Origin of the sequence: Halorubrum ejinorense, assembly GCF_039522565.1 — an archaeon.
GTDB classification, from domain to species: Archaea; Halobacteriota; Halobacteria; order Halobacteriales; family Haloferacaceae; genus Halorubrum; species Halorubrum ejinorense.
This window is the reverse complement of sequence record NZ_BAAADQ010000010.1, coordinates 79,960-106,933: the sequence shown is the minus strand read 5'-3', so window position 1 is coordinate 106,933 and position 26,974 is coordinate 79,960. Positions and strand designations below refer to the sequence as shown.

Here is a 26,974-nt window from a genome sequence, read left to right as displayed (position 1 = left end):
GAGGCGCTCGGTTTCGGCCATAGACACTCTGAAGTCGAGCGCCTCATCCTCTAACTTAACGCGACGGCATCGAACGCCCGAAGGCATATATCCGCCACGGGCGATCGTCGGGGTAATGTCTACCGACGAGCCGTCCGTCCCGATTGTGTGCGCCGAGTGCGAGACGGAGACCCGGGTGCCCCTCGACGACCTCGCGGACGCGCTCGAGAAACACAACGAGACGAAACACGACGGTGAGTCGGTCGCGGAGGTCGATCCGGCGATCAAAGACCGCCTCGCCGACCTCGTCGCCGAGGACTTGGGGCTGTTCGACGAGGACGCGACCGAACAGCCGTAACCCGAGGGGAGCGACCGCGCAGCCGTGACCCGGCGCGGACGACCGACCGCTCCGCAGGGTCTCGCTCGGAAGGACCTAACAGCAATATTTGCGTCGTTCGGTGACAGCACCGAACTGAGTAAGGGCCGAAATGGGGCGTTTTACGTGCTTTCGCGGCAATATAGTCTCTTTCCGCCGTCATCGGAAGCCGCTTCGGTTGCTGGTGACGAGGGGGTGTTGCCCGTCGCGTCCGTGTTCACGCTATGTACGAACCTACGCGGACAGCGTCGCGGCGGTCGTTCCTCGCGGCTGCGGGCGGTACGGCGACGGTCGGACTCGCGGGCTGTATTGGCGGCGGCAGCGGCGGTGAAATCGACGAAGTGACGGTCGCGCACATGCCGATCTACCCCGACCTCCAGTGGTACGTGATGGAGGGCGAGGGCTATTTCTCCGAGATCGACGCCGAGATAACCGGCCAGGAGTTCGGCAACGGGCCGGCGATCGTTCAGGCGCTCGGCGGCGGCGACATCGACGTCGCGATGTTCGGGATCGTCCCCGCGATGATCGCGATCGACCGCGGTATCTCGGCGCAGGTGACCGCCGCGAACATCCGCGAGCCGATGGGGATCATGGCCGAGGAGTCGTTCCACGAGACGTTCGAACAGCAGGGCGGCGACGCGTTCGCGGCGTGGGCGGACGAGCGGGGCGAGCCGTTCACCTTCGGTACGTTCCCGCAGGGGAGCGTCCCGGACGTGTTGCTCCGCTACTGGCTGCGCGACGTCGGCGTCGACCCCGCCGCGAACGACAGCGTCGAGATCATCGAGATCAACGGCGCGAGCTCCGTCTGGCAGGCGATCGCCAACGGCGAGATCGACGGCACCTCGATCATGGAGCCGGTTCCGACCATCGCGCAGGCGGAGAACTCGTCCGTGACGATGCTCCGGACCGCCGCCGACGTGCTCCCCGGCCAGCCGGCCGCGGTCACGCTGATGAGCGACGCGGTCCGCGACTCGCCGATAGCGTCGCAGTTCCTCGAACAGCACGTCCGCGCGACCGAGTTCATCGACGAGAACCCGGACGCGACCGCGGGCCACGTCGAGGAGGGGATCGGGATGCCGGTCGACCGCGCGCGGAAGGCGCTCGACTCCCCGCTGTCGAACTTCATCACTGACCCCAGCCAGATCACGGACGCGACGCAGGTGTTCTCCGAGTTCGCGGCCGGTAACGGTCAGATCGACGAACAGCTGTCGACCGACCAGATATTCGACCTGGCGGTGTACGACTCGCTCTGATGGCGACCGAAACCGGATCGCGCGTCGACGGGGAAGCGGCGTTCGCCGGCGTCGGCCTCGGCGACAGGCGACGGCTGGCTCGCGGGGTGGCGGGGATCGCCGGCTTCCTCCTCGTCTGGCACGCCGTCTCGCTCACGCAGGACCCGTTCGTCCTCCCCTCGCCGGTCGCGGTCGCCGGGGCGTTCGCGAGCGAGTTCGCCTCCGGCGACATGACGACGGCGCTGTCCCAGAGCGTCCGCCACTGGATCCCGGGCACCCTCGCGGGGACCGGCCTCGGCGTGGCCGCGGGCGTCGCCTTCGGGTGGAGCGGACTCCTCGACGACGTGACCGCCCCGCTCGTCCGGACGCTGCGGCCGGTCCCGCCGCTCGCGCTCATCGGCTTCGCCATCGCGTGGTTCGGGATCAACGACTGGGGGGCGGCGTTCATCATCGCGGTCGGCGCCTTCTGGATCAACTTCTACGCGGCCTACGGCGCGGTCGAGGGCGTCTCCGAGGACCTCCTCGACGTGGGGCGGACGCTCGGCGTCCGCGGCGACCTCGACGCGGTCCGGTCGATCGTGTTGCCGGCGTCCATGCCGGGGATCATGACCGGGATCCGGACCGGGCTCGGTCGCTGTTGGATGCTCGTCGTCGCCTCCGAGATATTCGGCGTCCCCGGCGTGGGTCGCGAGATCATCCGCGCCAGCAACAACCTGCGCGTCGACCGGGCGATCGCGTACATCCTCGTGTTGAGCCTGATGTACCTGCTCGTCGACGTCGCGTTCCGCGCGGTCGAAGGGAGGGTGTTGGCGTGGCGGGCGTGAACGGCGACGCCGGCGGAGCGGACGACGCGCCCGCGCCCGCCGAGGCGAGCGTCGCCCTCGACGGGGTCGGGAAGACGTACGGCGGCGACGGCGAGGAGGGCTCGGTGCGCGCGCTCGACGACGTGTCCTTCTCGGTCGCGGACGGCGAGTTCGTCTGTCTCGTCGGCCCCTCGGGCTGTGGGAAGACGACGCTGTTCCGGATCGTCGCCGGGCTGATCGAGGCGACCGACGGCCGGGTGCTACTCGACGGGACGCCGGTGACGGGCCCGACGACGGAGATGGGCGTGGTGTTTCAGGAGTACCACCTGTTCCCGTGGCTGACCGTCGAGGAGAACGTCGGGTTCGGGCTCGAACGGAGCGACCGCTCGCCGGTGGAGCGAGAGCGCCGAGTCGACGAGATGCTCGATCTCGTCGGGCTGACGGAGTTCCGCGACGCCTACCCGAAGTCGCTGTCGGGCGGCATGAAACAGCGGGTCGCCATCGCGCGGTCGCTCGCCGTCGACCCGAACCTGCTCCTGATGGACGAGCCGTTCGGCGCGGTCGACGCCCAGACGCGAGAGATGCTCCAGCGGGAGCTACTCGACGTGTGGGCTTCGACCGGAAAGACCGTCCTCTTCGTCACGCACGACGTCGCCGAGGCGGTGACGCTCGCCGACCGGATCGTCGTGATGGCCGCCGAGCCCGGCCGGGTCCGCGAGATCGTCGACGTCGACGCCGAACGTCCCCGCGAGCGCGGCGACCCCACCTTCGCGGAGTACGTCGGTCGCGTGCGGGAGCTGATCGGCGCCGGCCCGTAGTCGGTCGGTCGGCGCGTTCCGGCTACTCGGGTCCGTCCGTCTCGTCCGTCTCTTCGACGCCTGCCGACAGTTCGTCGATGTGCGTGCGCAACATCGCCAGCGTCGCGTCCGCGTCGGCGTACCCCTGGTCGTAGTCGTCGAACGCGGCCGCCGCTCGGTCGAGGAATCGTTCCACTGCCGCGTCGGTCGGCTCGTCGGACATGTACGCCGGTCCCGCCGCGAGCGGTTTATGTCTCTCGGCGCCGGCCCTCGTGACTCGTCGGTGGCCTCACTCCTCGGGTCGACGCGTCGTCAGCGGCGGCGAAGGGCGTACGTCGTGTAGCCGACTGCGACGACGAGCCCGGCGGAAAGCAGGGTGCCGAAGACGGCGGGCGAGGCCGTGACGTACTCGCCGAACGGGTCCGTCAGCGCGAACACGGCGACGATGAGTGCGAGGGAGATGGCGATTCCGACCGCGCCGAACGCTTTGAACGCCGTGTCGAGGTCGAAGCGTGGCGATCCCGATTGGTGGCTCATACCCCGTCGTACGGGCTCCGAACATAAACCCACCTGAGCGGATTCTCACGCCGGTGGAACGGCGGCGTCCCGGGCCCGTGACGACGAACTTCCGAGTTCAGTATTGGTGTTGATAATTTGCTCCGAGCGCTTTTATCTCCCTCAGGCCGACGCCGATGAGATGACAAACACGCGGACGCAGGCGCTTTCTCGCCGTCGGGTCGCCGTCGGTCTCGGCGGTGCGCTCACGGGCGCAACGGCAGGCTGTCTCGGCGGTGATAACTCCGGGGCGGCGTCGATCGACGCGAACGACACGGCGACCGAAGAGACGGACGGCATCTCGGACGCGGCCGACGCCAGCGCGACGGTCGGCATGATATACGCGCTCGGTGGGCTCGACGACCGCTCGTTCAACGACGCCGCGAACAGGGGTATCCAGCGCGCTCGGCTCGACTACGACGTGGCGTTCTCGAACGAGGAACCGGCGTCGATGCCGGACTTCGAGACCACGCAGGCGACGCTGTCGGCCTCCGAGTCCCCCGACTACGATCTGATCTGCTGTATCGGCTTCCTCCAGGGGGACGCGCTCTCGACGGTCGCGGGCGAGTACCCGGACCAGCAGTACGCCATCGTCGACTCGGTCGTCGACCGCGACAACGTGGCGAACTACGTGTTCCGAGAACACGAGGGGTCGTTCCAAGCGGGCCATCTCGCCGGGCTGGTGACGGGCCGCGACCTCTCCGTGGGTGCCGGCTCGACGCGCCCGGACGAGCGGGCCGTCGGCTTCGTCGGCGGCGTCGACTCGGGGCTCATCCGCCGGTTCGAGGCCGGGTACCGCGCGGGGGTCGACCACGCGCCGACCGACGCGTCGGTGCGCTCCACGTACGTCGGCGCCTTCGACGACCCCGAGGCCGGCTACGCCGCCGCCGCGGAGATGTACGAAGGCGGGGCCGACGTGGTGTATCACGCGGCGGGCGGCAGCGGACTCGGCGTGTTCCAAGCCGCACAGGAGTACGGCCGGTACGCGATCGGCGTCGACTCGGACCAGTCGCGGAGCAACCCGCGCTACGCCGACGTAATCTTAGCCTCGATGGTGAAACGCGTCGGGACCGCCGTCTACGACGCCACCGAGCGGACGATCAACGACTCCCTCGAGACCGGATCGACGACGGCGCTCGGGCTCGCCGAGGACGGCGTCGCACTCGTCTACGGCACGTCGCTCGGTCCGGTCATCCCCGACGACGTGCGCGCGGCCGTCGCGGAGTCCGGCGAGCGGATCACCGGCGGCGACCTGACCGTTCCGTCCGAACTGGAGGAGTCCGACCGATGACTGACGGGCCGACCGACCGACTGGCGCGGGCCGTCGGCGGACTCCTCCCGGACGCGGTCCGTCGCCGGTACGCCGCCAAGTTCGCGCTCGCGTTCCTCGTCGTCGCCGCGGTCGTCGTCGCCGGCGGCGCGTTCACGTACCTCCAGACCGAACAGACCGTCGAGTCGGACGCGACGGCCCAACTGGCCGAGACCAGCGGCCTCCAGGCCGACGCCATCGGCTCGTGGACCGAGCGAATGAGCACGGAAACGCGGTCGATGTCGGCGGCCGACGCCCTGCGCTCCGACCGGCGGGCGCCGGCGTACGTGCTGTTGAAAGACCAGCTCCTCTCGGACGACATCGTCAGCATCCACCTCGTCGACGCCAGCCAGGACCGAGTGGTGGCCAGTACGGAACGGCCGCTCGAGGGGCGCGCCCCGAGCGAGTTGGACGCCCCGTGGAGCGACGCCGACGTGCCGGAAGGGGTCGGCGAGGACGACCGCGTCTGGCGGTCGGAGCGGTCCTATCGGTCGCCCGTGCTCAACGACCGTCCCGTGATGGCGTTCGCCAGCTCCGTGCCGCGGGCGGACGGCCGGTACCTCGTCGTCGTGACCCGGATCCAGCCGCAGCTCGAACGGATCCAGAACACTGACACCGGCGAGGAGACGACGATCCTCAACGCCGCGGGACAGACCGTCCTCGACATCGACCGGACCGTCGACGAGGAGCGACACGCCGACGAAGTCGCGGCGATCCGGCAGGGCAACGCGACGACGGCGAGTCGGATCGGCGACGACCGGGTGTTCGCGTACGCGTCCGTCCCCGACACCGACTGGGTGGCGGTGACGAGCGTCGACCAGTCGACGGCGTTCGCGGTCCGGAACGACGTCGGCGACTCCGTGTTACTCCTCATCTTGCTCACCCTCGCGTCGCTGGGCGCCGTCGGCGTCGTGTTGGGGAGCCGGACCGTCGTGCCGCTCGCCCGGCTCCGCGACCGCGCGGAGCGGATCGAGTCGGGAGAGCTCGACGTCGACCTCTCGACCGGTCGGATCGACGAGATCGGCCGCCTGTTCACGAGCTTCGGCGCGATGCGCGACGCGCTCCGCGAGCGGATCGCCGAGGCCGAGACCGCCGCCAACGAGGCCGAGGAAGCGCGGCGGGAGGCCGAGGCCGTCACCCGCGACATGGAGGCCCGCGCGGCCGACTACAGCGAGGTGATGGGCGCGGTCGCGGACGGCGACCTCACCCAGCGGATGGACCCCGACGCTGACCGGGAGGCGATGCGCGAGATCGCCTCGGAGTTCAACGGCATGGTGGCACAGCTCGAACGGACGACCGCGCGGGTCGCCGCCTTCGCCGGCGAGGTCGACTCGGCGAGCGCGGACCTCGCGGCCGGCGCCGACGAGGTCGAGACCGCGAGCGGGACCGTCAGCGAGCAGATCCAGGAGATCGCGGACGGAGCGATCAGCCAAGACGAGCGGCTCGACGAGGTGAGCAGCGAGATGAGCGACCTCTCCGCCAGCATCGAGGAGGTCGCGTCGTCGGCCGCGTCCGTCGCCGAGACGGCCGAGGCCGCCTCGGAGCGCGGCGTCGGCGGCCGCGAGGCCGCGACCGAGGCGCTCGACGAGATGGACGCGATCGAGGAGCGCTCCGCGGCCGCGGTCGAGCAGATGGAGTCGCTCGACGAGCGGATGGACGAGATCGACGAGGTCGTCGAGTTCATCACCGACGTGGCCGAGCAGACGAACATCCTCGCGCTGAACGCCTCCATCGAGGCCGCTCGCGCCGGCGAGGCGGGCGAGGGCTTCGCGGTCGTCGCCGACGAGGTCAAAGAGCTCGCCGAGGAGACGCAGGAGGCCGCCGCCGAGATCGAATCGCAGATCGAGGCCGTCCGCGAGGAGGCCGACGAGACCGTCGACGACATCCGCGAGACGAACGCGCGGATCGACGAGGGCTCCGACACCGTCCGGAAGGCGTCGTCGTCGCTCGAAGCCGTCGTCGACGCCGTCGAGGAGACGAACCACGGCGTTCAGGAGATCAGCGAGGCGGCCGAGGACCAGGCCCGGTCGACCCAGCGCGCGGTCGAGGGGGTCGAGGACGTCGCCGAGGTGAGCGGCGAGGTCGCCTCCGGGTCCGAACAGGTGTCCGCGGCCGCCGAGGAGCAGACGGCGACCGTCACCACCATCGCGGAGAACGCCGACCGACTCCGGGGACAGGCCGAGGCGCTCTCTGCGTCCGTCTCCGCCTTCGAGGTCGACGTGGACCCGGACGAGATCGAGGACGCCGACCCCGGCGACGACCCGAGCCGGCCGGACGCCGGCGACGCCGACGACTCGTCGACGGGCGACGGTCTCGCCGCCGACGGCGACGGTCGAAACGCGTCGCCGGACGACCGCTAGTCCCCGCTTTCGGGGTGTCCCTCGACGATGGCGACGCCGGAGGAGGCGCCGATCCGGACCGCGCCCGCGTCGAGCATGTCGACCGCTTCCTCGTAGGAGCCGACGCCGCCGGACGCCTTCACCGGGAGGTACTCGCTCATCAGTTCGACGTCCGGGAGCGTCGCGCCGCCGTCTGCGAAGCCGGTCGAGGTCTTCACCATGTCCGCGTCGGCGGCGACCGCGGCCTCGCAGGCGCGGCGCTTCTCGGCGTCGTCGAGGAGGGCGGTCTCGATGATCACCTTCACCGGGACCGGAACGGCCGCGACCACGTCCGAGAGCTCGTCGGCGACGGCCCCGTCGGCGCCCGCCTTCAGCCGGCCGACGTTGATCACGACGTCTATCTCGTCCGCGCCGGCCTCCCACGCCCCGACCGCCTCGTCGCGTTTGGCCTCGGGCGCGTGCTGACCGTGCGGGAACCCGACCACGGTGGCGATCGTCTCCGGCGCGCTCTCGTAGCTCGCGGCCTCTTCGACGTAGCAGGGCGGGATACAGGCGTTCATCCCGTGAGATGCGGCCTCGTCGAGAACGGCCCGCGTGTCGGCCCAGGTCGTCTCGGGGCCGAGGACGGTGTGGTCGATGCTGGCGGCGAGCTCCTCGCGGTTCATGCCTCTCCGGTGGCGGCCGAGCGTGAAAGTCGTGCTGGGTCGAACCGCGCCCGGACGGGGACGCGAGAGCACTCGCTCGGGCCAGGAGGCGCTCGCTCGGGCCAGGAGGCGCTCGCTCGGGCCAGGAGGCGATCGCTCGGCCGTGGAATCCGACGACTACGCCGGAACCACCGGCCTCCGGTTCCGGGGGAAGGAGTTCGACCGACACAGGAATTAACCTGGCCCGCCGACAAGCGAGCCCACCGATGACGAACCTCGCGCTCCTCACGGTCGGGGTGGCGTTCCTGGCCTGGGGCGCGCTCAACGTCGCCTTCCCGGGGAACGAAACGGTCCGTAACTTCGTCGGGCCGAGCGAGTGGCAGCGAGACCCGGACCGAGCCGCGCGAAAACAACGGCGGTACACCAAGTACGTCGGATACGGGTTCGTCCTGTTCGGGGTGTGCCTCGTGTACGTCGGCGCGTGACGGGCCCGACGCCGTCCGGCAACGAAATCGCACGCGCCGACCCGAAGTTGGAGAAATATCCAATCTCTCCGCGATCGCCCTGAACTTATTTTACCCGCGTGCCACCGGAACCCATGGATCGCGACACCGCTACGCCTGCGGTCGACGACCTCCCGGGCGAACGCGCCCGCGAGTGGGTCGAGTACCACCACGAGTCGGCCGCGCCGAGCACCTACGTCTACGAGTTCGTCTGGGACCGCACCGCCCCCGCAGAAGGTCCGTTCTGTACCGACGTGGACGGCAACGTCCTCATGGACTTCACCAGCCACGTCGCCGCCGCGCCGCTCGGGTACAACAACCCGCTGATAATGGACCGGCTCGCGGAGTTCGACCTGGTCGACCCGCTGAAGATCGCCGGGCAGGACTTCTACGCCGCGGGCGGCCCCACGCCGGACGACGGGGTCCCCGGCGCCTCCGGGCTGATGGACCGCCTGACGGACCTCACGGAGCACTACGGCATGAACACCGTCTTCCTCTCGAACTCCGGCGCGGAGGCGGTCGAGAACGCCATCAAGATCGCCTACGACGAGTCGGACGGCGCCAAGTACGCGATCACCTTCGACGGGGCGTTCCACGGACGGACGCTGGGCGCGCTCTCGCTCAACCGCTCGAAGGCGGTGTACCGCCGCGACTTCCCGGAGGTCAGCGGCGTGATGGAGATGCCCTACTGCGACGACCGGACCTGCTCGCCCGAGACCTGCTCGTGCGGCTTCTTCGCGGACGGCGTCTCCCGGCTCCGGAAGAAGCTCGACCCGAAGCGGGGGAACGTCCACCCGGACGACATCGCCTACCTGATCATGGAACCGATCCAGGGCGAGGGCGGCTACCGGTTCCCCTCCGAGGCGTTCACGGACGAGATCGCGGCGCTCACCGACGAACACGACGTCACGCTGATCGCCGACGAGATCCAGTCGGGCGTCGGCCGGACCGGCGAGATGTGGGGCTCCGACCACTACGCCTACGAGCCCGACGTGATAGCGAGCGCGAAGGGCCTCCGCGTCGGGGCGACGGTCTCGCGCGACGACGTGTTCCCCGAGGAGACCGGCCGCCTCTCCTCGACGTGGGGCGCCGGCGACCTGATCGCCTCCGCGCAGGGCGCGCTCACGCTCGACGCCATCGAGGAGGCCGACCTCATGGAGAACGCCGTCGTCCGCGGCCGGCAGTTCAAAGAGACGCTTCGCGACGCCGACCTCGACCCGGTCGACGACGTTCGCGGGAAGGGGCTGTTGCTCGCCGTCGAGTTCGACACGAACGAGCGTCGGGACGCCGTCGTGAAGAACGCCTTCTCTCGCGGACTCCTGACGCTCGCGTGCGGCCACAAGGTGCTCCGTATCCTCCCGCCGCTCGACGTCACCGAACGCGAGATCGACCTCGGCGCCGACCTCCTGACCGCGGCCGTCGCCGACGCGGTCTGAGCCGTCGGCCGCGATCCGCGGTCGCCGTCCTCAGCGGTCCGCGTACCACTCTGCGAACTTCTCTAACGCCCGGCCGCGGTGTGAAACCGCGTTCTTGCGGTCCGTGTCCATCTCCGCGAACGTCTCGCCGTCGTGTTCGAAGATCGGGTCGTACCCGAATCCGCCGTCGCCCCGCGGCGCGACGATGCGGCCCGGGACGTACCCCTCGAACAGCTTGACCGGGAGCGGGTCCGCGTCGGCGTCGGCCGCCTCGTCTTCGTCGCCGCCTCCGTCGGCGTCGGACTCGCCCGCGTCCGGCCCCGCCGCGGCGGCGGTGTCGCGGTCCGCGCGGTCGACGGGGTCGGGGCTCGCGGCGAACCCCTCGCCGTCGCAGTAGCCGAGCGTACACCGGAACGCCGCTCGGCGGTCGTCGAGTTCGCTCGCGATTTCCTGGACGCGCTCGACCCCGAGCGTCTCGTGGACGTACGACGAGTACGGGCCCGGGAAGCCGTCCAGCCCCTCGACGAACAGCCCCGCGTCGTCGACGAGGACCGGGCCGTCGGCGTGGCGGTACGCCTCGCGGGCGCCCCGCGCCGCGATCGGGCCGAGCTCGTCGGCCTGTATCTCCGTGTAGTCGAAGTCGAGCCGCTCCACCGATCCGTCCGGGAGGTACCGCTCCGCCTCGCGCACCTTCCCCGGGTTCGTCGTCACGTACCTGAGCACGGATCGGCGTGGGTGCGCGCGCGACGAATAGCCGTCGGTCGCGGGCGGTCCTCGCCGTCCGGGTGACGCGCCGAGCGGACCGACCGCAACAGTACGTTTTTGTCGACGAGATAACATCGGTGACGTATGGCCCTCCCAACGTTCGAGAAGAAACGGCTCATCGCACTCATCGGGGTCCTCACGTTCGGGCTTACGGCGCTTCTCGCCGTCCTCCTTCCGACCGTTCTCGGACCGCTGATCCCCGCCACGTTCATCACCGGGTTCTTCATCCTGATCCCGCTCGTCGGCCTGCTCGGCGATCGGTTCCCGCTCGTCGCGTCCGACGACGAACCGGCCGACGGGGCGGTAGCCGTCGGCGCGAGCGCGGACCGCCCCGTCGCGACGCTGCGCGACCGCTACGCGACCGGTGAGATCGACGAGGCGGAGTTCGAACGGAAGCTCGACCGCCTGCTGGCGACCGAGGACGTCGACGAGCGCTTCGACGAGGTCGGCTCCGACGGGTCGCGGATCGCGGAGTCGACCGGGAACCGGGAGCGCGAGTTCGACCTGGAGTGACCGTCCGCGCCGGGGCGACAGGCCTGCCTCAGGGATCGACGCGAACGATCCACGCCTCGGGGTCGTCGATCTCCGCTGCGGTCGGCAGGTGCTCCGGGTCCGCCCAGACGGCCCCGGCGGCCTCGATGCCGCGCTCGTCGGCGACGTGCCGGAAGAAGGCGGCGCCGCGCTCGTACTGCTGCCGCTTGAGCCCGAGCCCGAGGAGGCGCTGTGCGAGCCGGCGCACGGGACCGCCGCCGCCGCGCCGGTCGTCGAGCTTTCGCCTGAGGTCGTCGTACTCCTCGTCGAACGCGCGGTCCATCAGCACCTCGGCGTACCCCTCGACCGCCGTCATCGCGGCCTGAAGCTCCGCGAAGGCGTCGGGGTCGAGCCCGCCGGCCGCGCCGCCCCCGCCGCCGACCATCCCCTCGACGCCGCGTTCGACGCGCGATTCGAGGTACTCGGGCAGCCACGGCGCCGCGCCGAACTCGGCCGCGTGGGTGACCTCGTGGAACGCGATCCAGCGACGGAACCGGGGGTAGTCCACGTCGAGCGCCGCGGCGACCGCGACGATGTTCGGGTGGACGAAGTAGAGGCCGTGGTCGGCGTCCGGCTCGTTCGCCAGGAGGAGCGGGTCGTACTGGCCGAGGACGTTGCGCGCGAGGAAGCCGAGCGCGAACGCCATCGAGCCCGTGTTGGCGATCCGAGAGAGGTCCTGTGCGATCGCCGCCCCCGGCGCGGGCCCGAGCGGTCCGGACGCGGGGTCCGGCATCACGTCGAGCGAGTCGCTTCCGGCGCCGGCGTCGACGGGGTCGACGGAGCCTCCGCCGAGGTCGCCGCCGGCGTCCCCGACCGCGGCCGCCTCGATCGGCTCCATCACGCGGCGGAACGTGTCGACGCTCGCGTCGATCCAGTGGTGGCGGTTCTGAACCTCGATGCTGTCGGGCACGTCGAACTCGATCCCGGCGACCTCGGCCAGCCGAGCCCGGGCGTCCCGGACGTCCGCGGCGTAGCCGGCGCGTTCCGCGTCGGTGAGCGCGAGCGATCCGGGGTCGGTCCCCGCCTTCGCGGCCGCCGCGGCCCGGTCCCAGTCGACGACGCCCGGTCCGTCGGCCTCGGCGACGGCGCGGACGCTTCGGAGGATGTCCATACGGATCGGACGGCCGGACGCCTCAAAGCGCTTGTGTCGGGTGCTCCCGCGAGCGCCGCTCTCTCCCGCCGACTCCGACCGCGGTCGACACCGGTGTCTTCTTGCCCGGCCCGAGATTCCCCGAGATATGGACGACGCGCACCGAGCGTTCCTCGACGACCTCCTCTCGACCGCGAGCCCCTCGGGCTTCGAGACCGCCGCGCAGCGGGTCTGGACCGACTACGTCAGCGAGTTCGCGGACCGCGTGGAGACCGACGCCTACGGCAACGCCGTCGCGGTCCACGAGGGCGACCCCGACGCGCCGACGGTCGCCGTCACCGGCCACGCCGACGAGATCGGGTTCATGGTCCGCGACGTGCTCGACGAGGGGTTCCTCCGGATCTCGCGGGTCGGCGGCGCCGACCGCACCGTCTCGAAGGGCCAGCACGTCACGGTCCACGCCGACGAGCCGGTCCAGGGCGTCGTCGGGCAGACCGCGATCCACCTACGCGACGGCGACGAGGAGTACGAGGACGTCGCCGGGCAGTTCGTCGACATCGGCGCGGCCGACGCGGCCGAGGCGCGCGACCACGTCGAGGTCGGCGACCCGGTCACCTTCTCCACCGGCGTCCGCGAGCTGGTCGGCGACCGCATCGCGGCTCGGGGGGTCGACAACCGGGCCGGCGTGTGGGCGGCCGCGGAGGGGCTCCGCCGCGCGACCGAGGCAGGCGTCGACGCCACGGTCTACGCGGTCTCGACGGTCCAAGAAGAGGTCGGCCTTCAGGGGGCGCGGATGGTCGGCGCCGACCTCGACGCCGTCGACGCGTTCGTCGCGGTCGACGTGACGCACGCGACCGACAACCCCGACGTGGACCGCGAGCGCCGCGGGCCGGTCGAACTCGGCGGCGGACCGGTGATCGGCCGCGGCAGCGCGAACCACCCGGTCCTCGTCGACCTCGCGCGCGACGCGGCCGCCGACGCCGAGGTCGACGTACAGATCCAGGCGGCCGGGACGCGCACCGGCACCGACGCGGACGCGTTCTACACGGCCCGGAGCGGCGTCCCCGCGCTCACCGTCTCGATCCCGAACCGGTACATGCACACGCCGGTCGAAGTGATCGACACCGGGGACCTCGACGCGGTCGCGGACCTCCTCGCCGCGGTCGTCTCGGCGGCGGGCGACGCCGGAGGCGGGGCGGAGCCGTTCGCCGTCGAGGTCTGACGCTCACCGCCGAAACCCGCCCGAGCGCCGTCGACGCCACACCTGCGTTCCCGCCCGCGTTCGGCCCGCTCACCACGACAAACCGGGGCACGGCGGCGTCGAAACGGAACTGTTTTACAATCTCCTTTCATACCCTAAATCGCGTCGAACGGACGTGCGCTCTGGTGGTGTAGTCCGGCCAATCATATCACCCTCTCACGGTGATGACCTGGGTTCGAATCCCAGCCGGAGCATCCTTTTGCCGCCGCAGTCTCACGGTCCCAGCCCCGGCCACGACCGGTGATATACCAGGTCGAAAACGGGGTGAAAGCGACGCGACGAGGCGAAGCGACGGCGGGAGCGCCGTCCGCGACGGCCCGATCACTCGTTCGCGACCAACCCGATATACGGACGGCCGACGGGACGGGTCACGGGGAGCCACGCGACCGATCGGTCGCCGATCGAGGCCGTGCCGAGCGTCTCCAAGGCGTGGTCGGCGCCGCGTTCGTACCCGATGAGGTACGCGGCGGGCGACGCGCCGGTCCGGGAGACGCGCTCGGCGAGCCAGCCGTCGCCGGTGGGTTCCGCGAGCGTCACCGGCAGGTCGGGGAACGAGGCGACGGCGGCGCGGAGGTCAGCGCACGCCGTTCGCGTCGGCTCTCGGGCGTCGAAGGCGGTCGCGAACGCGTCGGCTGCGGTCGCGAGGTCCGGGACCCCGACGACGACGGCCTCGACCCCTCGCAGCGGGGACGCGGCCGGATCGACTGTTGGCCGTACCCGCCGTTCCCGCGGGGTGCGATCCGCGATCAGGAACGGGAGGCGAGTCCCGGGGTCACCGCCCTCGAGCGACGTGAGGTCCCATTCGACGAGCGTTCCGTCGTCGCGTTCCCGCTCGTAGGCCGTGGGGCCGTCGACGGTCACGCCGCGGTCGCGAAGCGTCGCGGTCGCCGTCTCGACGTCGTCGACGCCGACGGCCCACGCACACGGACCGGCGTCGCCGTCGATCGCCGCCTCCCACCACGGCGAGGTCGCGTCGGGTGCGTGCTTCGAGATGAGTTCGACGTAGCTCCCGTCGGGGAAGCCGACGATCGCCATGTGAGTGACACCGTTCGAGTGGCGACCACCGTACTCGACGGGGAGTCCGGCCGCCGAGAACGCCTCCGCGAGGCGGTCGAGATCACGCCCCGCGACGGTGACGTGATCGATCCTGTGGTCCATGCCGAAGAGCGCGCGCCGACGATCAAAGCGGTTTCGGGGGCGTCGTGACCGGCGTTCAAGTGGATAGAGCGCAACTCCGACCCGTGACCGACGACCCGTCCGCCCCCGACGACTCCGGCGTTCCGACCGTCTCGTGTACCCGTTGCGGCCGCGACTGGGACCTCGATCACGAGTTAGACGACCTCCGCGCCGGCAACCGCGCGGTCGAACAGTTCGCGCTCGATCACGAGCGACACACCGGCCACTTCCCGGACGACGTGACGCCGTGGATCGTTCGGTGCCGGCGCTGTCCCGACGGCGAGCAGTTCCTGTCGGAACGCCCCGCGCGGCGGTGGGCGACCGCTCACGCGCGCCACACGCACCATCCCGTCCACCTCGAAGCCCCGGACGACACGACGGACACCGTCTCCCCCGACACCGACGGGTCACGGGCGTAACCACCGGGAACCGCGATCGCACCGGGCCGGCCGTCGTCGCGGGCGCACGCCACCGCGGCTCGGAACGTCTCTCGTCGCCCTCAATACGACACCCTTTCCGTGTGGCACTCATCGGGCCCGTATGTCGATTGAAACCGGCGACTCCGTGACCTTTGCGTACACCGGACGACTGGACGACGACACCGTGTTCGACACCTCTCGGCAGTCCGTCGCCGAGGAGACCGGGCTGGCGGAGGCGCAGCCCGACCGAGAGTACGCGCCGCTGACGGTCGAGATCGGCGACGAAGAGATCATCGAGGGGCTCGACGAGGGCCTCGTCGGCCTCGAGGAGGGCGCGACTGAAACCCTGACCATCCCCCCGGAGAAGGCGTACGGCGAACCCAGCGAGGAGCACGTCCAGGAGTTCGACACCGAGGAGCTCGAAGCGATGCTCGACGGCCAGCGGCCGGAAGTGGGGTCGTACCTCGAGGCCCAGGGCGGCGGGCAAGGCGAGGTCGTCCACGTCGACGACGAGACCGTTCGCGTGGATTTCAACCCCCGACTCGCCGGGGAGACGCTGACGTTCGACGTCGAGATCATCGAGGTCAACTGAGCTCGGCGACGCGGCCCGCCGAACGGCCGCACGGCGCCCGGCGGGGTGCGACCGACCGATCCTCGATGCGCGTCACAGCCGTCCACCTCGAAGGGCCGGACGACACGACGGATACCGTCTCGCTCGACACTAGCCAGCCACCGGTGTAGCCACCGGCGAACCGGCCGTTCGCTCCGCGACTAACGCCTCCGCGACCCCTGTCGCTGGCTGTTTTAATTCGATCGTCGCATCGATCGCAGAACGTCGCCGACCGAGGTCGGACACCTCGAACTGCGTGTCTGCCGCTGCCGTCCGGTACGAACAATGAACCGGTAGTGTCGGATGCCCCCCAACTGAGCAAACACCGACAGAAGCGTCTCGGGCATTCGACCTCGAAACGGACAAAACCTGTGCGGTAACTCCGAGGACCTGTCGCCGTCATTTCGCATCGCCCGCTGTGCGATACGTATCGGTATCCGTGAGCGCGTACCGATGCTGATCGCAACTGCGTATTTGACTCCCGATGTCGACTGTATCCCCACGACAATTGTCATGGAAACTGTACGAACACTTGGCCGGGAGTACAGCATGGCGATCCTCGGGGCGACCGAGACGCCGGCGTCGGTAGCCAGCCTCAGCGAGTCGCTGGACATCCCGATCGCGACGTGCTACCGCCGCGTCAGCGAACTCACCACAGTCGGCCTGTTAGATGAGCACCGGAGCGATAACGAAAGCAGCTCAAAGGCGACCCGGTACCAGCGGACGACCAGCGCCGTGGCAATCCGGTTCGGTCCGGCACCGTCGCTCTGGGCCCGGGCGTTCGTACTCGTGGCCGACGACGCTAACGAGTCGCCTCTCGCGATGTCCCCGAACAATGAGAGACGGAGCCAAGTCCGCTCTGCGCGGGTTTCTGTGCCCATTAGGGGATCTGAGGCTGCTAAAGAGCGACCGAAGCCCGCGACAAATGATTAGCAGACGAACAATTCAAACGTGTTCAAAACAATAGTACGTCATGACTGAGTCTCAGACCTCCTACGGACCTCCGGGACGCCTTCTCTCTCTATCAGCGAGACTCAGCGACGCCGAATCGGTAGCGACTGCGGTCACGCACGCGATTGAGTTAGTGGACACGGTGTGCGATCAGCCGGTCGCGAGTGTCTGTACGTACGACCCGGAAACGGGCACAGTCTCCACTATCGGGTCCGGTGCTCCGTCTTCGATCGGAGTCACGAGCGCTCCAAAACGGATTTTTGAGTCGCTTCTTAATACAGAAGGCGGAGACGACGAACCGACTGACGGCACTGTCGAAGCGACAGTCAATACCGATATTCGAGGACCGATCCGGGCCGAGACTCTCGTTCCCGTCGGAGGTGGCCGCGTGCTGCGCGTCGGTATCACGGAACCGGAGGGGTTCGACGACGCCGAGACCGCCACCATCGAAGGAATTGCGGCGAACCTCCGAACGGCGCTTGCTCGGATCGAGGGCCGCCGGTCGACGAGCGATAGTTGCGATCTCGCTCGTGCGCTGTTCGATCAGTCGAACGAGCCCGCGTTCGTCAGCGACACCGACGGAACGCTGGTGGCAGTCAACCGAGCCGCAGTCGAGTTGACGGGTCGAGACCGAGACGCGCTCCTGACGAACGGGCTCCCCGACATCGCCGTGGAGACGGCGACTGGTCCCGTCCGTGAACATCTCGAGCGTACCGTCTCCGGAACGCCCAAAACCATCGTGACGAGCCTTGAGCACGCACGCGGCGGAGCCTTTCGGGTCGAACTCACGAGCCGGCCAATCGATGTTGACGGGAGTACCTACGTTCGCACGACAGCCCACGGCCCCTCGTCAAAGCCACAACTCAGCCGAGAGCGACCCGCGGATCCGATCGGGCACGACACGGCTGCCCTCCGTCAGTTGAACGAACTCACCGTCAATGCCGGTGAATTCGACGAGACCATCGGTCGATTGCTGTCTCTCGGCTGTGAGACCTTCGGTCTGGACACGGGTATTCTCTCACGAGTCGACGGAGGCGACTACGAGGTCGATGTCGTGGTCGACGAGACCGGGTCACACGAGGCGGGCACCGTGTACGACCTCACGGACACGATGTGCGACGCGACGCTCGCCGGCGAGGTAACCGGAACGCTCGCGTTTGCCGATGTCGCGGACAGCGACCACCAAGACAATCCGGCGGCCGGAAGCGTCAGCGCATACATCGCAGCGCCCGTCGTCGCCAACGGTGACACCTACGGTACGGTCAACTTCTCGATGGGGAAACCGCGTTCAGCGGCGTTTCGCCCTGAAGAGAGAGAGTTCGTCAAACTCATCGCACAGCACATCGGCACTGAGATCGAACGCCGCCGCCGATTTGCGGAACTAGAACGGTACGAGACGATTCTCGAAGCCGTCGACGACCCGGTGTACGCGCTGGACACGGACGGACGGTTCACGTTCGTCAACACGGCGGCAGAACGCGAGTTCGGGTACGACGAGGACGTCATCGGCAACCACCCCACAGTCGGGATGGATGACTCGGATGTCGAACGAATGGAAGCACAGATTGAGAGCCTACTCACCACGGGCGACCGATCGGCGACAACTGAGTTCGAGCTCGAAACGGCCGACGGAGACCACAAGACCGTCGAGAATCGACTCGCGCTTATCGGCGACGAGGAGTTCCGTGGCACGGCCGGTGTTCTCAGAGATATTACCGATCGCAAGGAGCGACGACGACAACTCGAGTCGTTCCAGCGAGCGATCGACGAAGCGGCCGACGGAATCGCGATTCTCGACGGCAGCGAGTACACGTACGTCGACCAAACCCACGTGGAGATGTACGGGTTCGAAGCCAAAGACCAACTCCTCGGTAACACGTGGCGAAAGCTGTACGCCGCTGACGAGGTCGAACGACTAGAGGCCGAAGCCTTCCCGGCGCTCGAAGCCGACGGCTACTGGCGCGGGATGGTCACTGGCAGCCGGCCGGACGGGTCGACCTTCCCGGCGGAGCTATCTCTGACAATCATCGGAGACGGTCGCCTCGTCTGTACGGTGCGCGACGAGACCGAGCGCCGAGCCCGGGAGCGCGAACTCGAATCGTTCCAGCAGGCGGTCGAGTCGGCCAGGGACGGCGTCGCGATTCTCGACGGCGGGGAGTACACGTACGTCGACCGAACCCACGTGGAGATGTACGGGTTCGAGAGCAAAGAGCGACTGATCGGGCAGACCTGGCGGGAGCTGTACGACGACGACGAGGTAGAGCGACTGGAGGCCGAAGCCTTCCCGGCGCTCGAAGCCGACGGCTACTGGCGCGGGATGGTTACGGGCTGTCGCCCTGACGGCAGCAGATTCCCGGCGGAGCTCTCTCTGACGGCCATCGACGACGGCCGCCTCGTCTGTACGGTGCGCGACGAGACCGAGCAGCAGGCGAGAAAGCGAGAGCTTGAGGGGCGCTCGGCCGCTATCGAGGCCGCGAAAGACGGCGTCGCGATCCTCAACGAGGACGCGGAGTACACGTACGCGAACCGAGCGCACGCCGACATGTACGGGTACGACGGTTCGGCGGCGTTCGTCGGCGACAGCTGGGAGAAGTGCTATGAAGGCCCCGAGTGCGACCGGCTGACGTCGGAGGCACTCTCGTCGCTCACCGAAACCGGCGGGTGGCGCGGTGAGGCGGTCGGCCTCAGGAAGGATGGGACAACGTTTCCCCAGGACCTGTCACTCGCGCGGCTCGACGACGGGCGTATCGTCTGCGTCGTCCGGGACGTGACGGAGCGCAGAGCCCGGGAGCGCGAACTCAAACTGAAGGAGCGCGCGATGGACGAGGCCACCGTCGGCATCCAAATCACCGATGCGACGCAGGACGGCAACCCCCTGGTGTACGTCAACGACGGGTTCGAGCGCATGACCGGCTACGGGAGAGCGGACGCGATCGGCCGGAATCCGCGATTCCTCCAGGGGGAGGACAGCGATCCAGAACAAGTGGCACGGCTTCGGGAGGCGATCAATTCCGAAGAGCCGATCTCCCTCGAGCTCCAGAACTACCGGGAGGACGGAACGCCGTACTGGACGCGGGTTTCCGTGGCGCCCGTGACGGACGAAGACGGAGTGGTGACGAACTACGTCGGTATCCAGCAGGACGTGACCGACCGGAAGGAGCACACCCGGTGGTTGCGACAGTTCCTGAACGAGGGGCCACTCCTGTTCGTCGAGACCCGAGAGGTCGACGGAAAAGCGGTGATCGATTCGTGTAACGACCAGCTGCTAAACCGGCTCGGATACGACCGCGAGGAGGTCGAGGGGAGCCCGCTCGCGAGTATCTACACTTCCGATTCCGCGTCGAAACTGCGCGAGGAGGGATACGGACGTGCGCTCGACGGCGAGTTCGGAGTGAGCGAACGCGAACTCGTCGGTTCGGACGGTAAGTCCGTGTACGCGCTCTTGCGTGCGGTCCCTCGCCGAGACGAGACGAGCGGGACGAATGCCCTGTTCGTGGATATATCGAAACGACGAGAGCGCGAGAGACAGACCGAAACGCGGGTGGACTTGCTCGAACGCATCTACGAGGTGACGACCGACCCGCAGACGAGTTTCGAGGAGAAGATCGACGGGCTACTGAACGCGGGGCAGGACCATTTGGACCTGCCGTACGGCTTCCTGACACGGATAGACACGGGCGAGGAGTCGACCGCTTCAACCCAGCGGATAGTCGAGGGGGTCGGTCCCCACGAACTCCTTCAGTCGGGCGAGTCGAGGCCACTCTCGGAATCATACTGTCGGCTGACGATCGAGAACGACGGTGCGACGGGACTCGTGAATGCCGCCGAGAGCGAACTCGTCGACGACGCCGCGTACGATACGTTCGGGCTCGAAACGTACGTCGGTGGGAAGGTCAAGGTCAACGATCGCGTGTACGGGACGCTGTGTTTCGCCTCGAGCGAGCAGCGAGAGCGCCCCTTCGACGAGTTCGAACGGTCGCTCGTCAGTCTCCTCGGACAGTGGGCCGGCTACGAGATCGAACGGAGGGACGCTCGCGAGGAACTGCGTCAACAGCAGGAACGGCTGGAGCTGACTCTGTCGGGAACGCAGACCGGTATCGCCGACTGGGACCTGACGGACGGCACGGTCCAGTGGAACGAGACCCTAGTCGACATGATCGGTCAGGATATCGAGACGTTCGAGGAGTTCGAAGCGCTCGTCCACCCCGAAGACAGGCAACGCGTGGAACGGGAACTGGAACGGATGCTCGAAACGGGCGAGCCGTGGATTGGCGACCTGCGATTGCGGCGGACCGATGACACGTATCTCTGGCAGGGAGTCCGGGCCGTTCCGCGATACGACGACGCGGGGAACCCAGTTCGCGTCCTCACCGTGGCGACCGATATCACCGATCGGAAAGAGCGTCAACAGCAACTCGAGCGCGAACGGGAACAGTTCAAGCTGTTAGTCGAAAGTATCGACGAGTACGCCTTCGTCATCGTCGACGGAGACGGCGTCATCCAGACGTGGAACACCGGTGCCAGCGGCCTCTTCGGATACGATAGCGAGACCGCCGTGGGGATGTCGATGGGGCGACTGTACCCGGAGAGTGACCGTGACTCGGAACTCCCCGACCGGTTGCTCCAGCAGGCCCGTATCGCCGGTGAGAGCGCTCACGAAGGGTGGCAGGCTCGCGCCGACGGCTCGGAGTTCTACGCCGACGTCCGGTACGCACCGCTGGAAACCGACGACGGTGGGTTCCACGGGTACGCGATGGTCGTGCATGATATGACCGATCCACGCCGCCAGCAACGCCGAACCGAGCGGTTCGTCGAAGAGTCCACCGACGTGGTGACGATCGTCGACACCGACGGAACGGTCGAATACGCGAGCGGCTCCGCCGACCGCGTTCTCGGATACGACCGGGACGACCTCGTCGGAACGAACCTGTTCGACTACCTTCACCCAGAAAGTCGCGAAGACGCGATGGAGACGTTCTTCGACGGCGTCGACGACCCCGGCGCGGACATCCAAGCGGAGTGGCGTATCGAGTCGGGCGACGGCGCGTGGCTCAACGTCGAATCGCAGTGTCGAAACATGTTGGAGGATGACGCCATCGGCGGAATGTTGCTGTACCTTCGAGACGTGACCGAGAACAGGAAGCGCGCTCGGCGGTACGAGAGCATCTTCAACCAGACTTTCCAGTTCACCGGGCTGCTGGAGCCCGACGGGACGATCGTCGAAGCAAACGACGCCGCCTTAGCGTTCGGGGAGTTCGACCGTAGTGATATCGTCGGAACTCCGTTCCAAGAGGTAGATTGGTGGAGCCACTCCGACACTGTCCGCACGCGGGTTCGAGACGCGATCCGACGGGCCGCAAGTGGGGAATTCGTCAGGTACGAGACCGACGTACGCGGCGGTAACGGCCTCGCAACGATCGACTTCTCGGTAAAGCCCGTGACCAACGAGGACGGTGAGGTGTCTCTGCTCGTCGTCGAAGGTCGCGACGTGACGGCACGGAACCAACACAAACGCCACCTCGAAGTCATGCAGCGGGTGATGCGTCACAACATGCGAAACGACCTGACCAAGCTGCGCGGCTGGACAGAGCTGATAGCTGAAGAGACCGACGCGGACAAACGAGCCGAACAGTTCGAGATCACAGAACGGATCCTCGACAAGTGGGTCGCGATGACCGAGAAAATGAAGCAGATACGGTCCGTCCTCGATTCACGCCAGGGACGGGAGCCAAAACGAGAGGTTGGGGCACTGGTCGAAGCCGCCGTCGCTCCAGTCCGCGAGGAGTACGCCGCCGCGACGGTCGCGACTGACGTTCCGGACGACGGGCCACCAGTCCCTGTGGAGCTCCTCGACGCGGTTCGCGAACTCGTCGAAAACGCTGCCAAGGCGTCATCAGAGGCTGCCATAGAGGTCAGAGTCGACCACTCGGCGGACGGCTGGACCGAGGTTCTCGTGAGAGACGACGGCCCGGGGATGCCGGACATGGAAGCGAGCGTTCTGGAGACCGGCGAAGAATCCCAACTCAATCACGGGCAAGGGCTCGGCCTGTGGATGGTACGAATGATTGTTACTCAAGCTGGCGGTGACGCATCCGTCGAGTCGACTCGCGACGGGACAGAGGTGTGCCTCCGTTTGCCGGAGAGACAGACGATGGAAAGCGAACGGTCTGGCAGGACCGTAGAGTAATGACTGAACAGCCGACCCCCGCCGGTGTCCTCGTCGTCGAAGACGACCGGAACACGGCCGAGCTGTATGCCAAATGGCTCGGGGAGACCTACGACGTCGAAACGGCCTACGACGGAACTGAAGCTCTCGAACGCCTGGACGAGACCGTGGACGTGGTGTTGCTCGACCGGATGATGCCCGGTCTCTCCGGAGGAGACGTCCTCGAGGCGATCCGGAACGCCGACGTCGACCCTCGCGTCGCGATGGTTTCGGCGGTCACCCCCGGCCTCGATGTCGTCAAGATGGGATTCGACGCGTACCTGGAAAAACCGGTCAAGGCCACAGCGTTACACGAGGTGATCGACCGGATGTTGACCCGGGCCGAGTACGACGAGAAGCTCCAAGAACTGTTCTCCCTGATCGAGCGGCAGGACACCCTCGAAGCGACAGAGAAGCCCGAGGTCCTCGAAGCCAGCGAGGAGTACCGCTCGCTCACTGACCGCCTCGCGAGGGTACAGACGGACGTTGAGTCACTGCTCACCGACCTCCCAGACGAGGACTTTCGCGTCGCCGCCGAACACATCCAGCGGACGGCCGCCGAACGGACGAGCGAGCAGCGGTACGAGTCGCTCACCGAGGACGTGCTCGACAGCTCACGGGAGGCGATGGTCGTGGTGGACGCGGCCGGCACCGTCGTGTGGGCCAACGAGGCGACCGAGGCGTTGCTCGGCGTTGACCGGAGCAACCTCCGAGGGCGCGAGTACGCGAACGCCGCCACGGATCACTTCGAGGGAATCGACGCCGGCGAAGAGTCGCTCGCGTCGCTGATACGAACCGGGCTGGCGAGCCACGGAGACGAACTCGATGCCACCGTTCACTTCCCTGAGGGCGAGACCGGGACGGAGCGGTGGCTCGAGTACTGGAGCGCACCGATCGAGACCGGGCTGTACGCTGGCGGGCGGATCGACCACTATCACGATATCACCGGCCGGTACAGGCGCGAACGGTATCTTCAGACCCTCCACCGTGAAACGCGCCACCTGATGAGTACCGAGCGGGACGAGGCCGTCACCACCCATGCGGTCACGACTGCGACGGGGGCCCTCGACTTCCAGTACGCTGCGGTGTTTACCAGAGAAGAATCGACCGGCGATCTCGTTCCGGCGGCCAGCGCAGCAGCCACTCCCGGAGTCGATCCGACGTTACCGACGCTCTCCGGCGGTACGGATCCAGTCTGGACGGCTTTCGCCGACCAGACGGACCGTCTGAAAGCGGAGGGGCATCGAGAACGTACCGGATCCGCGGACTGGCTTGAGGACGCATTTAGCGACTGGATGGCCTGCCCACTCGGCCAACGGGGGGTGTTCCTCGCGGCCACAACAGACGGACACTCTCTTTCGCCGACGCAACGGACTCTCGCAGAGACGTGGGCTGCGAACACCAGACAGGCGCTCGAGCAACTGGCTCGAACTCGGAGCCTTCGAGAGCGTGACCAGAAGTTGGAACAACAGAACGAACGACTGTCACGCCTCGACAGGATCAACCGCCTGATTCGGTCCATTGGCCCGGCGGTGGTGAGCGCAGATACCCGCGCAGAGATCGAGAAAGAGGTGTGTCGCCGCCTGCTACAGATGGATTCGGTTACCGGTGCGTGGATCGCAGACGTCGACCTTTCGACCGACGGGACTGTCCGTAGGACTCAAGCGGGTGACCTCGACAGCTACCTTTCAGACATCCCTAGAGCGACATCGAATGCGAGCAAGATAGAACCGGTCGAGGCGGCGCCGACGTCCCCCGCGAGACAGGCCTACGAGACAGGGTCCTCGGTGTCTGTGGCGGACCTCGTGACGATCGAATCCGACGTGTGGTGGCGTGGCCGAGGCCTGAAGCGCGGAACCAACACGATCGTCGCGGTACCGGTCGTCCACAACACCACACGCTTCGGCGCGATAGAGGTACACCTCAACCGTCCGACCGGGATGGCAGAAGAGGAGGTCGAGGCCCTGGCGGAACTCGGTGTGACCATCGGCCACGCTATCGGTGCGATCCGACAGCGAGACGCCCTCCTGTCGGGCGGTGGGGCAGATCTCACATTCCACGTCGACTCGGATTCTGCGTTGTCCCGGCTCTTGACGACCGTCGACGCTCCCCTCGAGATATCTGATGTCTCGCACCGAAACAGCGGAACATGTATCGTATTCGTCGCGGTTACGATTACTGCCGGCCACGACCGTGACCGGATCGAAACACGACTCAGCGACACGTCCGGCGTGTCGGTGCTCCGCGCCGACACGACCGGAATGACTTGTGTCGTGACATTACGTCCGGAGTCGCCGATTCAGCAGCTGGTCCGACAGGGTGCCGCACTCCAACAGGTGAAGATACGTCCCGATTCAGCCCAGTTGGCCGTGACGGTACAGTTACCGTACGAAACCGATGTCCGAGAGTACGTAAATACCGTCACCGCCGCTTTGGACTGCGTCGAACTCGTCGCAAAGAATCGTCGATCCGCTGATTGGGAATCGAGCTCGACCGTCGCTAAAGCCGTAGACGACCAGCTGACTGACCGACAGCGCGAGGTACTCCGGATGGCTTTCCACGCGGGCTACTTCGACCAGCCGCGGGCCGCCGACGCTGACACCGTCGCCGCGGAGGTCGGTATCGCGCAGTCCACCCTTAGCCAACATCTCCGAACGGCAGAGCGCAAAATCCTCGCAGAGCTGTTCTCGTGACATATCCCCGCGGGTATCCTCGAATCTCACCGATACACATCGGTGTTCTTACCGCCGACTCGATGCTCATCGGCAGAGGTACTGTATTCCGGTACACCACTCTGTTAGTATGAGCGGTCACAGCGATCCGAACTCGGTGCCACATGCGAAAAGCCAGCTAGAGGCGAGCGCCCACCGCACGCCGGGATGGACAACCGACACGCAACTGGTACGGGAGTTCGATCGGCCGTTCCACGTGGGAGACGCCGTCCGTTCGGCGGTCACGGACGCCATCGAACAGTGGTCGGAGCTCTCCGAAACGCCACCGCTGTACAATTTTGTCGACACCGACCGACTAAACGGGCTGTTCAAGACGAAGGCGACAGACGACAGCGGATGGCTTCCGTCGGCAGAGTTTCAGTTTCAGACCTGTCGGGTGACGGTTCTGTACGGCCCAGTAATTCGCGTGATTATTGAACACGACCCGTAACGGCGACACACTGACTCGTCTGTCAGAACCGTGAGTACGAACCGAATGCGGATTACAATGTGAGACGGAGCGTCGATCGCGAGATTCTCGACCGATCCACTCGCGAGGGACACCTTCTGGTGAAAGCGAATCTGTCGTGTACCGGTGTTACGGCGACTGTACTTGACTTCTGGGTGTAGCTCCCCCGTTAGTATGGCGCTGAGAGGAGTTCCCACTGACAAGCCCACGGCTTCCGTTGCGGATTACTGATAATGGGACGGGTTTCCAGTGGCCGGTCTTGACCGCGCGACGGGAGAACGCTACCCCGGCGGCCGCACCGAGCATCGTAGCGCCGACACGCAAGACCACCGGCGTGCCCGGCGTATCGGACGGGGTGTTGACCGCTGGCCAGGCCTCCGAACGGAACGAGAACAGCAGCGCCGGAGGACCCTTGCGAGCGTCATTGAGGTCGGTGACGGCCGTGAGGGGACGTGTCTGCCAGCGTTCTTGCGTCCGCTCGGCGGTCGCACGGAGCGTGGCCGTCTCCGACGCACGTTCACGGGCTGCGAGCGCGGCGAGTCACCTAGTGCGAACGACCCGCTTTCACCGCCGAGTTCCGGGTTCGGCTCACCGTCTCAGTCGCCAGCGGATCACCGCGGCGGCGACGAGGACGGTCGCGAACGTGACGGCGCCGGACACGAGCGCGCCGCGGACGCTCGTCGCCCCGGTCGCGAACGCGCTCGCCGAGGCGGAGCCGCCGATCACCGCCGCCCCGCCCGCCACGCCGCCGAAGCCGATACAACAGAGGCTCAGCAGGCCGACCGCGGACAGCGACCCGAGGATCCCGTCGTCGCTCATCTCCTCTTCCCGTTT

At 67.6% G+C, this 26,974-nt stretch carries 23 protein-coding genes and 1 tRNA gene; 17 read left to right on the top strand and 7 right to left on the bottom strand.

The window, feature by feature from the left end; translation table 11 throughout:
- Positions 1 to 115 precede the first annotated feature (115 nt).
- From ABDZ89_RS10255 to ABDZ89_RS10240, 4 genes are all read left to right on the top strand, one after another.
- Positions 116 to 337, top strand: coding sequence for a DUF8149 family protein (locus tag ABDZ89_RS10255; RefSeq protein ID WP_343778801.1), 222 nt, complete (start codon positions 116 to 118; stop codon positions 335 to 337).
- 242 nt (positions 338 to 579) lie between these two features.
- A complete protein-coding gene (locus ABDZ89_RS10250) occupies positions 580 to 1,608 on the top strand; it encodes an ABC transporter substrate-binding protein (protein WP_343778799.1) in 1,029 nt (342 codons plus the stop codon).
- Complete coding sequence (locus ABDZ89_RS10245) at positions 1,608 to 2,411, top strand: ABC transporter permease (protein ID WP_343778797.1); 804 nt, start codon at positions 1,608 to 1,610, stop codon at positions 2,409 to 2,411. The genes ABDZ89_RS10250 and ABDZ89_RS10245 overlap by 1 nt, the downstream gene beginning before the upstream one ends.
- Entirely contained in the window at positions 2,399 to 3,208 is an 810-nt protein-coding gene (locus ABDZ89_RS10240; protein WP_343778796.1) for an ABC transporter ATP-binding protein, read from the top strand. The genes ABDZ89_RS10245 and ABDZ89_RS10240 overlap by 13 nt, the downstream gene beginning before the upstream one ends.
- Positions 3,209 to 3,230: 22 nt before the next feature.
- Here the strand turns inward: ABDZ89_RS10240 and ABDZ89_RS10235 are convergent, their stop codons facing one another.
- Positions 3,231 to 3,410, bottom strand: coding sequence for a hypothetical protein (locus ABDZ89_RS10235; RefSeq protein ID WP_343778795.1), 180 nt, complete (start codon positions 3,408 to 3,410; stop codon positions 3,231 to 3,233).
- An 89-nt stretch (positions 3,411 to 3,499) separates the two neighbouring features.
- Entirely contained in the window at positions 3,500 to 3,724 is a 225-nt protein-coding gene (locus tag ABDZ89_RS10230) for a hypothetical protein (RefSeq protein WP_343778794.1), read from the bottom strand.
- A 160-nt stretch (positions 3,725 to 3,884) separates the two neighbouring features.
- On the opposite strand from ABDZ89_RS10230, the gene ABDZ89_RS10225 reads away from it, so the two are divergent.
- On the top strand, positions 3,885 to 5,033 hold the full coding sequence (locus tag ABDZ89_RS10225) for a BMP family lipoprotein (RefSeq protein WP_343778792.1): 1,149 nt from the start codon (positions 3,885 to 3,887) through the stop codon (positions 5,031 to 5,033).
- A complete protein-coding gene (locus tag ABDZ89_RS10220; RefSeq protein ID WP_343778790.1) occupies positions 5,030 to 7,411 on the top strand; it encodes a methyl-accepting chemotaxis protein in 2,382 nt (793 codons plus the stop codon). Before ABDZ89_RS10225 ends, ABDZ89_RS10220 begins: the two co-directional genes overlap by 4 nt.
- On the opposite strand, the gene deoC is transcribed toward ABDZ89_RS10220, so the two are convergent.
- The gene (gene deoC, locus ABDZ89_RS10215; RefSeq protein ID WP_343778789.1) at positions 7,408 to 8,055 is read right to left on the bottom strand and encodes a deoxyribose-phosphate aldolase; all 648 of its coding nucleotides are present in this window, start codon (positions 8,053 to 8,055) and stop codon (positions 7,408 to 7,410) included. The genes ABDZ89_RS10220 and deoC overlap by 4 nt on opposite strands.
- 245 nt (positions 8,056 to 8,300) lie before the next feature.
- Here deoC and ABDZ89_RS10210 point away from each other — a divergent pair, with 245 nt between their 5' ends.
- Together ABDZ89_RS10210 and ABDZ89_RS10205 are read left to right on the top strand one after the other, a co-directional pair.
- Positions 8,301 to 8,519: a hypothetical protein gene (locus ABDZ89_RS10210; RefSeq protein ID WP_343778788.1), complete on the top strand. Its 219-nt coding sequence runs from the start codon at positions 8,301 to 8,303 to the stop codon at positions 8,517 to 8,519.
- A 113-nt stretch (positions 8,520 to 8,632) separates the two neighbouring features.
- A complete protein-coding gene (locus tag ABDZ89_RS10205; RefSeq protein WP_343778787.1) occupies positions 8,633 to 9,973 on the top strand; it encodes an aminotransferase class III-fold pyridoxal phosphate-dependent enzyme in 1,341 nt (446 codons plus the stop codon).
- 30 nt (positions 9,974 to 10,003) lie between these two features.
- On the opposite strand, the gene ABDZ89_RS10200 is transcribed toward ABDZ89_RS10205, so the two are convergent.
- Positions 10,004 to 10,675 carry a non-canonical purine NTP pyrophosphatase gene (locus tag ABDZ89_RS10200; RefSeq protein WP_343778786.1) on the bottom strand — a complete coding sequence of 224 codons (672 nt, stop codon included), beginning with the start codon at positions 10,673 to 10,675 and terminating at the stop codon, positions 10,004 to 10,006.
- A 126-nt stretch (positions 10,676 to 10,801) separates the two neighbouring features.
- Here ABDZ89_RS10200 and ABDZ89_RS10195 point away from each other — a divergent pair, with 126 nt between their 5' ends.
- Positions 10,802 to 11,230 (top strand): SHOCT domain-containing protein, encoded by a 429-nt coding sequence (locus tag ABDZ89_RS10195; protein ID WP_343778785.1) that lies wholly within the window; start codon positions 10,802 to 10,804, stop codon positions 11,228 to 11,230.
- Positions 11,231 to 11,258: 28 nt separating this feature from the next.
- On the opposite strand, the gene ABDZ89_RS10190 is transcribed toward ABDZ89_RS10195, so the two are convergent.
- Positions 11,259 to 12,359 (bottom strand): zinc-dependent metalloprotease, encoded by a 1,101-nt coding sequence (locus ABDZ89_RS10190; RefSeq protein ID WP_343778784.1) that lies wholly within the window; start codon positions 12,357 to 12,359, stop codon positions 11,259 to 11,261.
- 127 nt (positions 12,360 to 12,486) lie between these two features.
- Here ABDZ89_RS10190 and ABDZ89_RS10185 point away from each other — a divergent pair, with 127 nt between their 5' ends.
- Together ABDZ89_RS10185 and ABDZ89_RS10180 are read left to right on the top strand one after the other, a co-directional pair.
- Entirely contained in the window at positions 12,487 to 13,560 is a 1,074-nt protein-coding gene (locus tag ABDZ89_RS10185) for a M28 family peptidase (RefSeq protein ID WP_343778783.1), read from the top strand.
- A 158-nt stretch (positions 13,561 to 13,718) separates the two neighbouring features.
- Positions 13,719 to 13,793 (top strand) — tRNA-Glu (locus ABDZ89_RS10180).
- 127 nt (positions 13,794 to 13,920) lie between these two features.
- On the opposite strand, the gene ABDZ89_RS10175 is transcribed toward ABDZ89_RS10180, so the two are convergent.
- Entirely contained in the window at positions 13,921 to 14,757 is an 837-nt protein-coding gene (locus ABDZ89_RS10175; RefSeq protein ID WP_343778781.1) for a VOC family protein, read from the bottom strand.
- 83 nt (positions 14,758 to 14,840) lie between these two features.
- On the opposite strand from ABDZ89_RS10175, the gene ABDZ89_RS10170 reads away from it, so the two are divergent.
- The 6 genes from ABDZ89_RS10170 to ABDZ89_RS10145 all read left to right on the top strand — a co-directional run bounded on the left by ABDZ89_RS10170 (position 14,841) and on the right by ABDZ89_RS10145 (position 26,122).
- The gene (locus ABDZ89_RS10170; RefSeq protein ID WP_343778779.1) at positions 14,841 to 15,194 is read left to right on the top strand and encodes a DUF8062 family protein; all 354 of its coding nucleotides are present in this window, start codon (positions 14,841 to 14,843) and stop codon (positions 15,192 to 15,194) included.
- Positions 15,195 to 15,315: 121 nt separating this feature from the next.
- Positions 15,316 to 15,786, top strand: coding sequence for an FKBP-type peptidyl-prolyl cis-trans isomerase (locus tag ABDZ89_RS10165; protein WP_343778777.1), 471 nt, complete (start codon positions 15,316 to 15,318; stop codon positions 15,784 to 15,786).
- Positions 15,787 to 16,353: 567 nt separating this feature from the next.
- Positions 16,354 to 16,737, top strand: coding sequence for a helix-turn-helix domain-containing protein (locus tag ABDZ89_RS10160; protein WP_343778775.1), 384 nt, complete (start codon positions 16,354 to 16,356; stop codon positions 16,735 to 16,737).
- Between the two features lie 406 nt (positions 16,738 to 17,143).
- The gene (locus tag ABDZ89_RS10155; protein ID WP_343778773.1) at positions 17,144 to 22,942 is read left to right on the top strand and encodes a PAS domain S-box protein; all 5,799 of its coding nucleotides are present in this window, start codon (positions 17,144 to 17,146) and stop codon (positions 22,940 to 22,942) included.
- Positions 22,942 to 25,653, top strand: a complete 2,712-nt coding sequence (locus ABDZ89_RS10150; protein WP_343778771.1) for a helix-turn-helix domain-containing protein — start codon at positions 22,942 to 22,944, stop codon at positions 25,651 to 25,653. Before ABDZ89_RS10155 ends, ABDZ89_RS10150 begins: the two co-directional genes overlap by 1 nt.
- A 109-nt stretch (positions 25,654 to 25,762) precedes the next feature.
- Positions 25,763 to 26,122 (top strand): HalOD1 output domain-containing protein, encoded by a 360-nt coding sequence (locus ABDZ89_RS10145; RefSeq protein WP_343778769.1) that lies wholly within the window; start codon positions 25,763 to 25,765, stop codon positions 26,120 to 26,122.
- Positions 26,123 to 26,728: 606 nt separating this feature from the next.
- On the opposite strand, the gene ABDZ89_RS10140 is transcribed toward ABDZ89_RS10145, so the two are convergent.
- Complete coding sequence (locus tag ABDZ89_RS10140; protein WP_343778766.1) at positions 26,729 to 26,959, bottom strand: hypothetical protein; 231 nt, start codon at positions 26,957 to 26,959, stop codon at positions 26,729 to 26,731.
- Positions 26,960 to 26,974 lie beyond the last annotated feature (15 nt).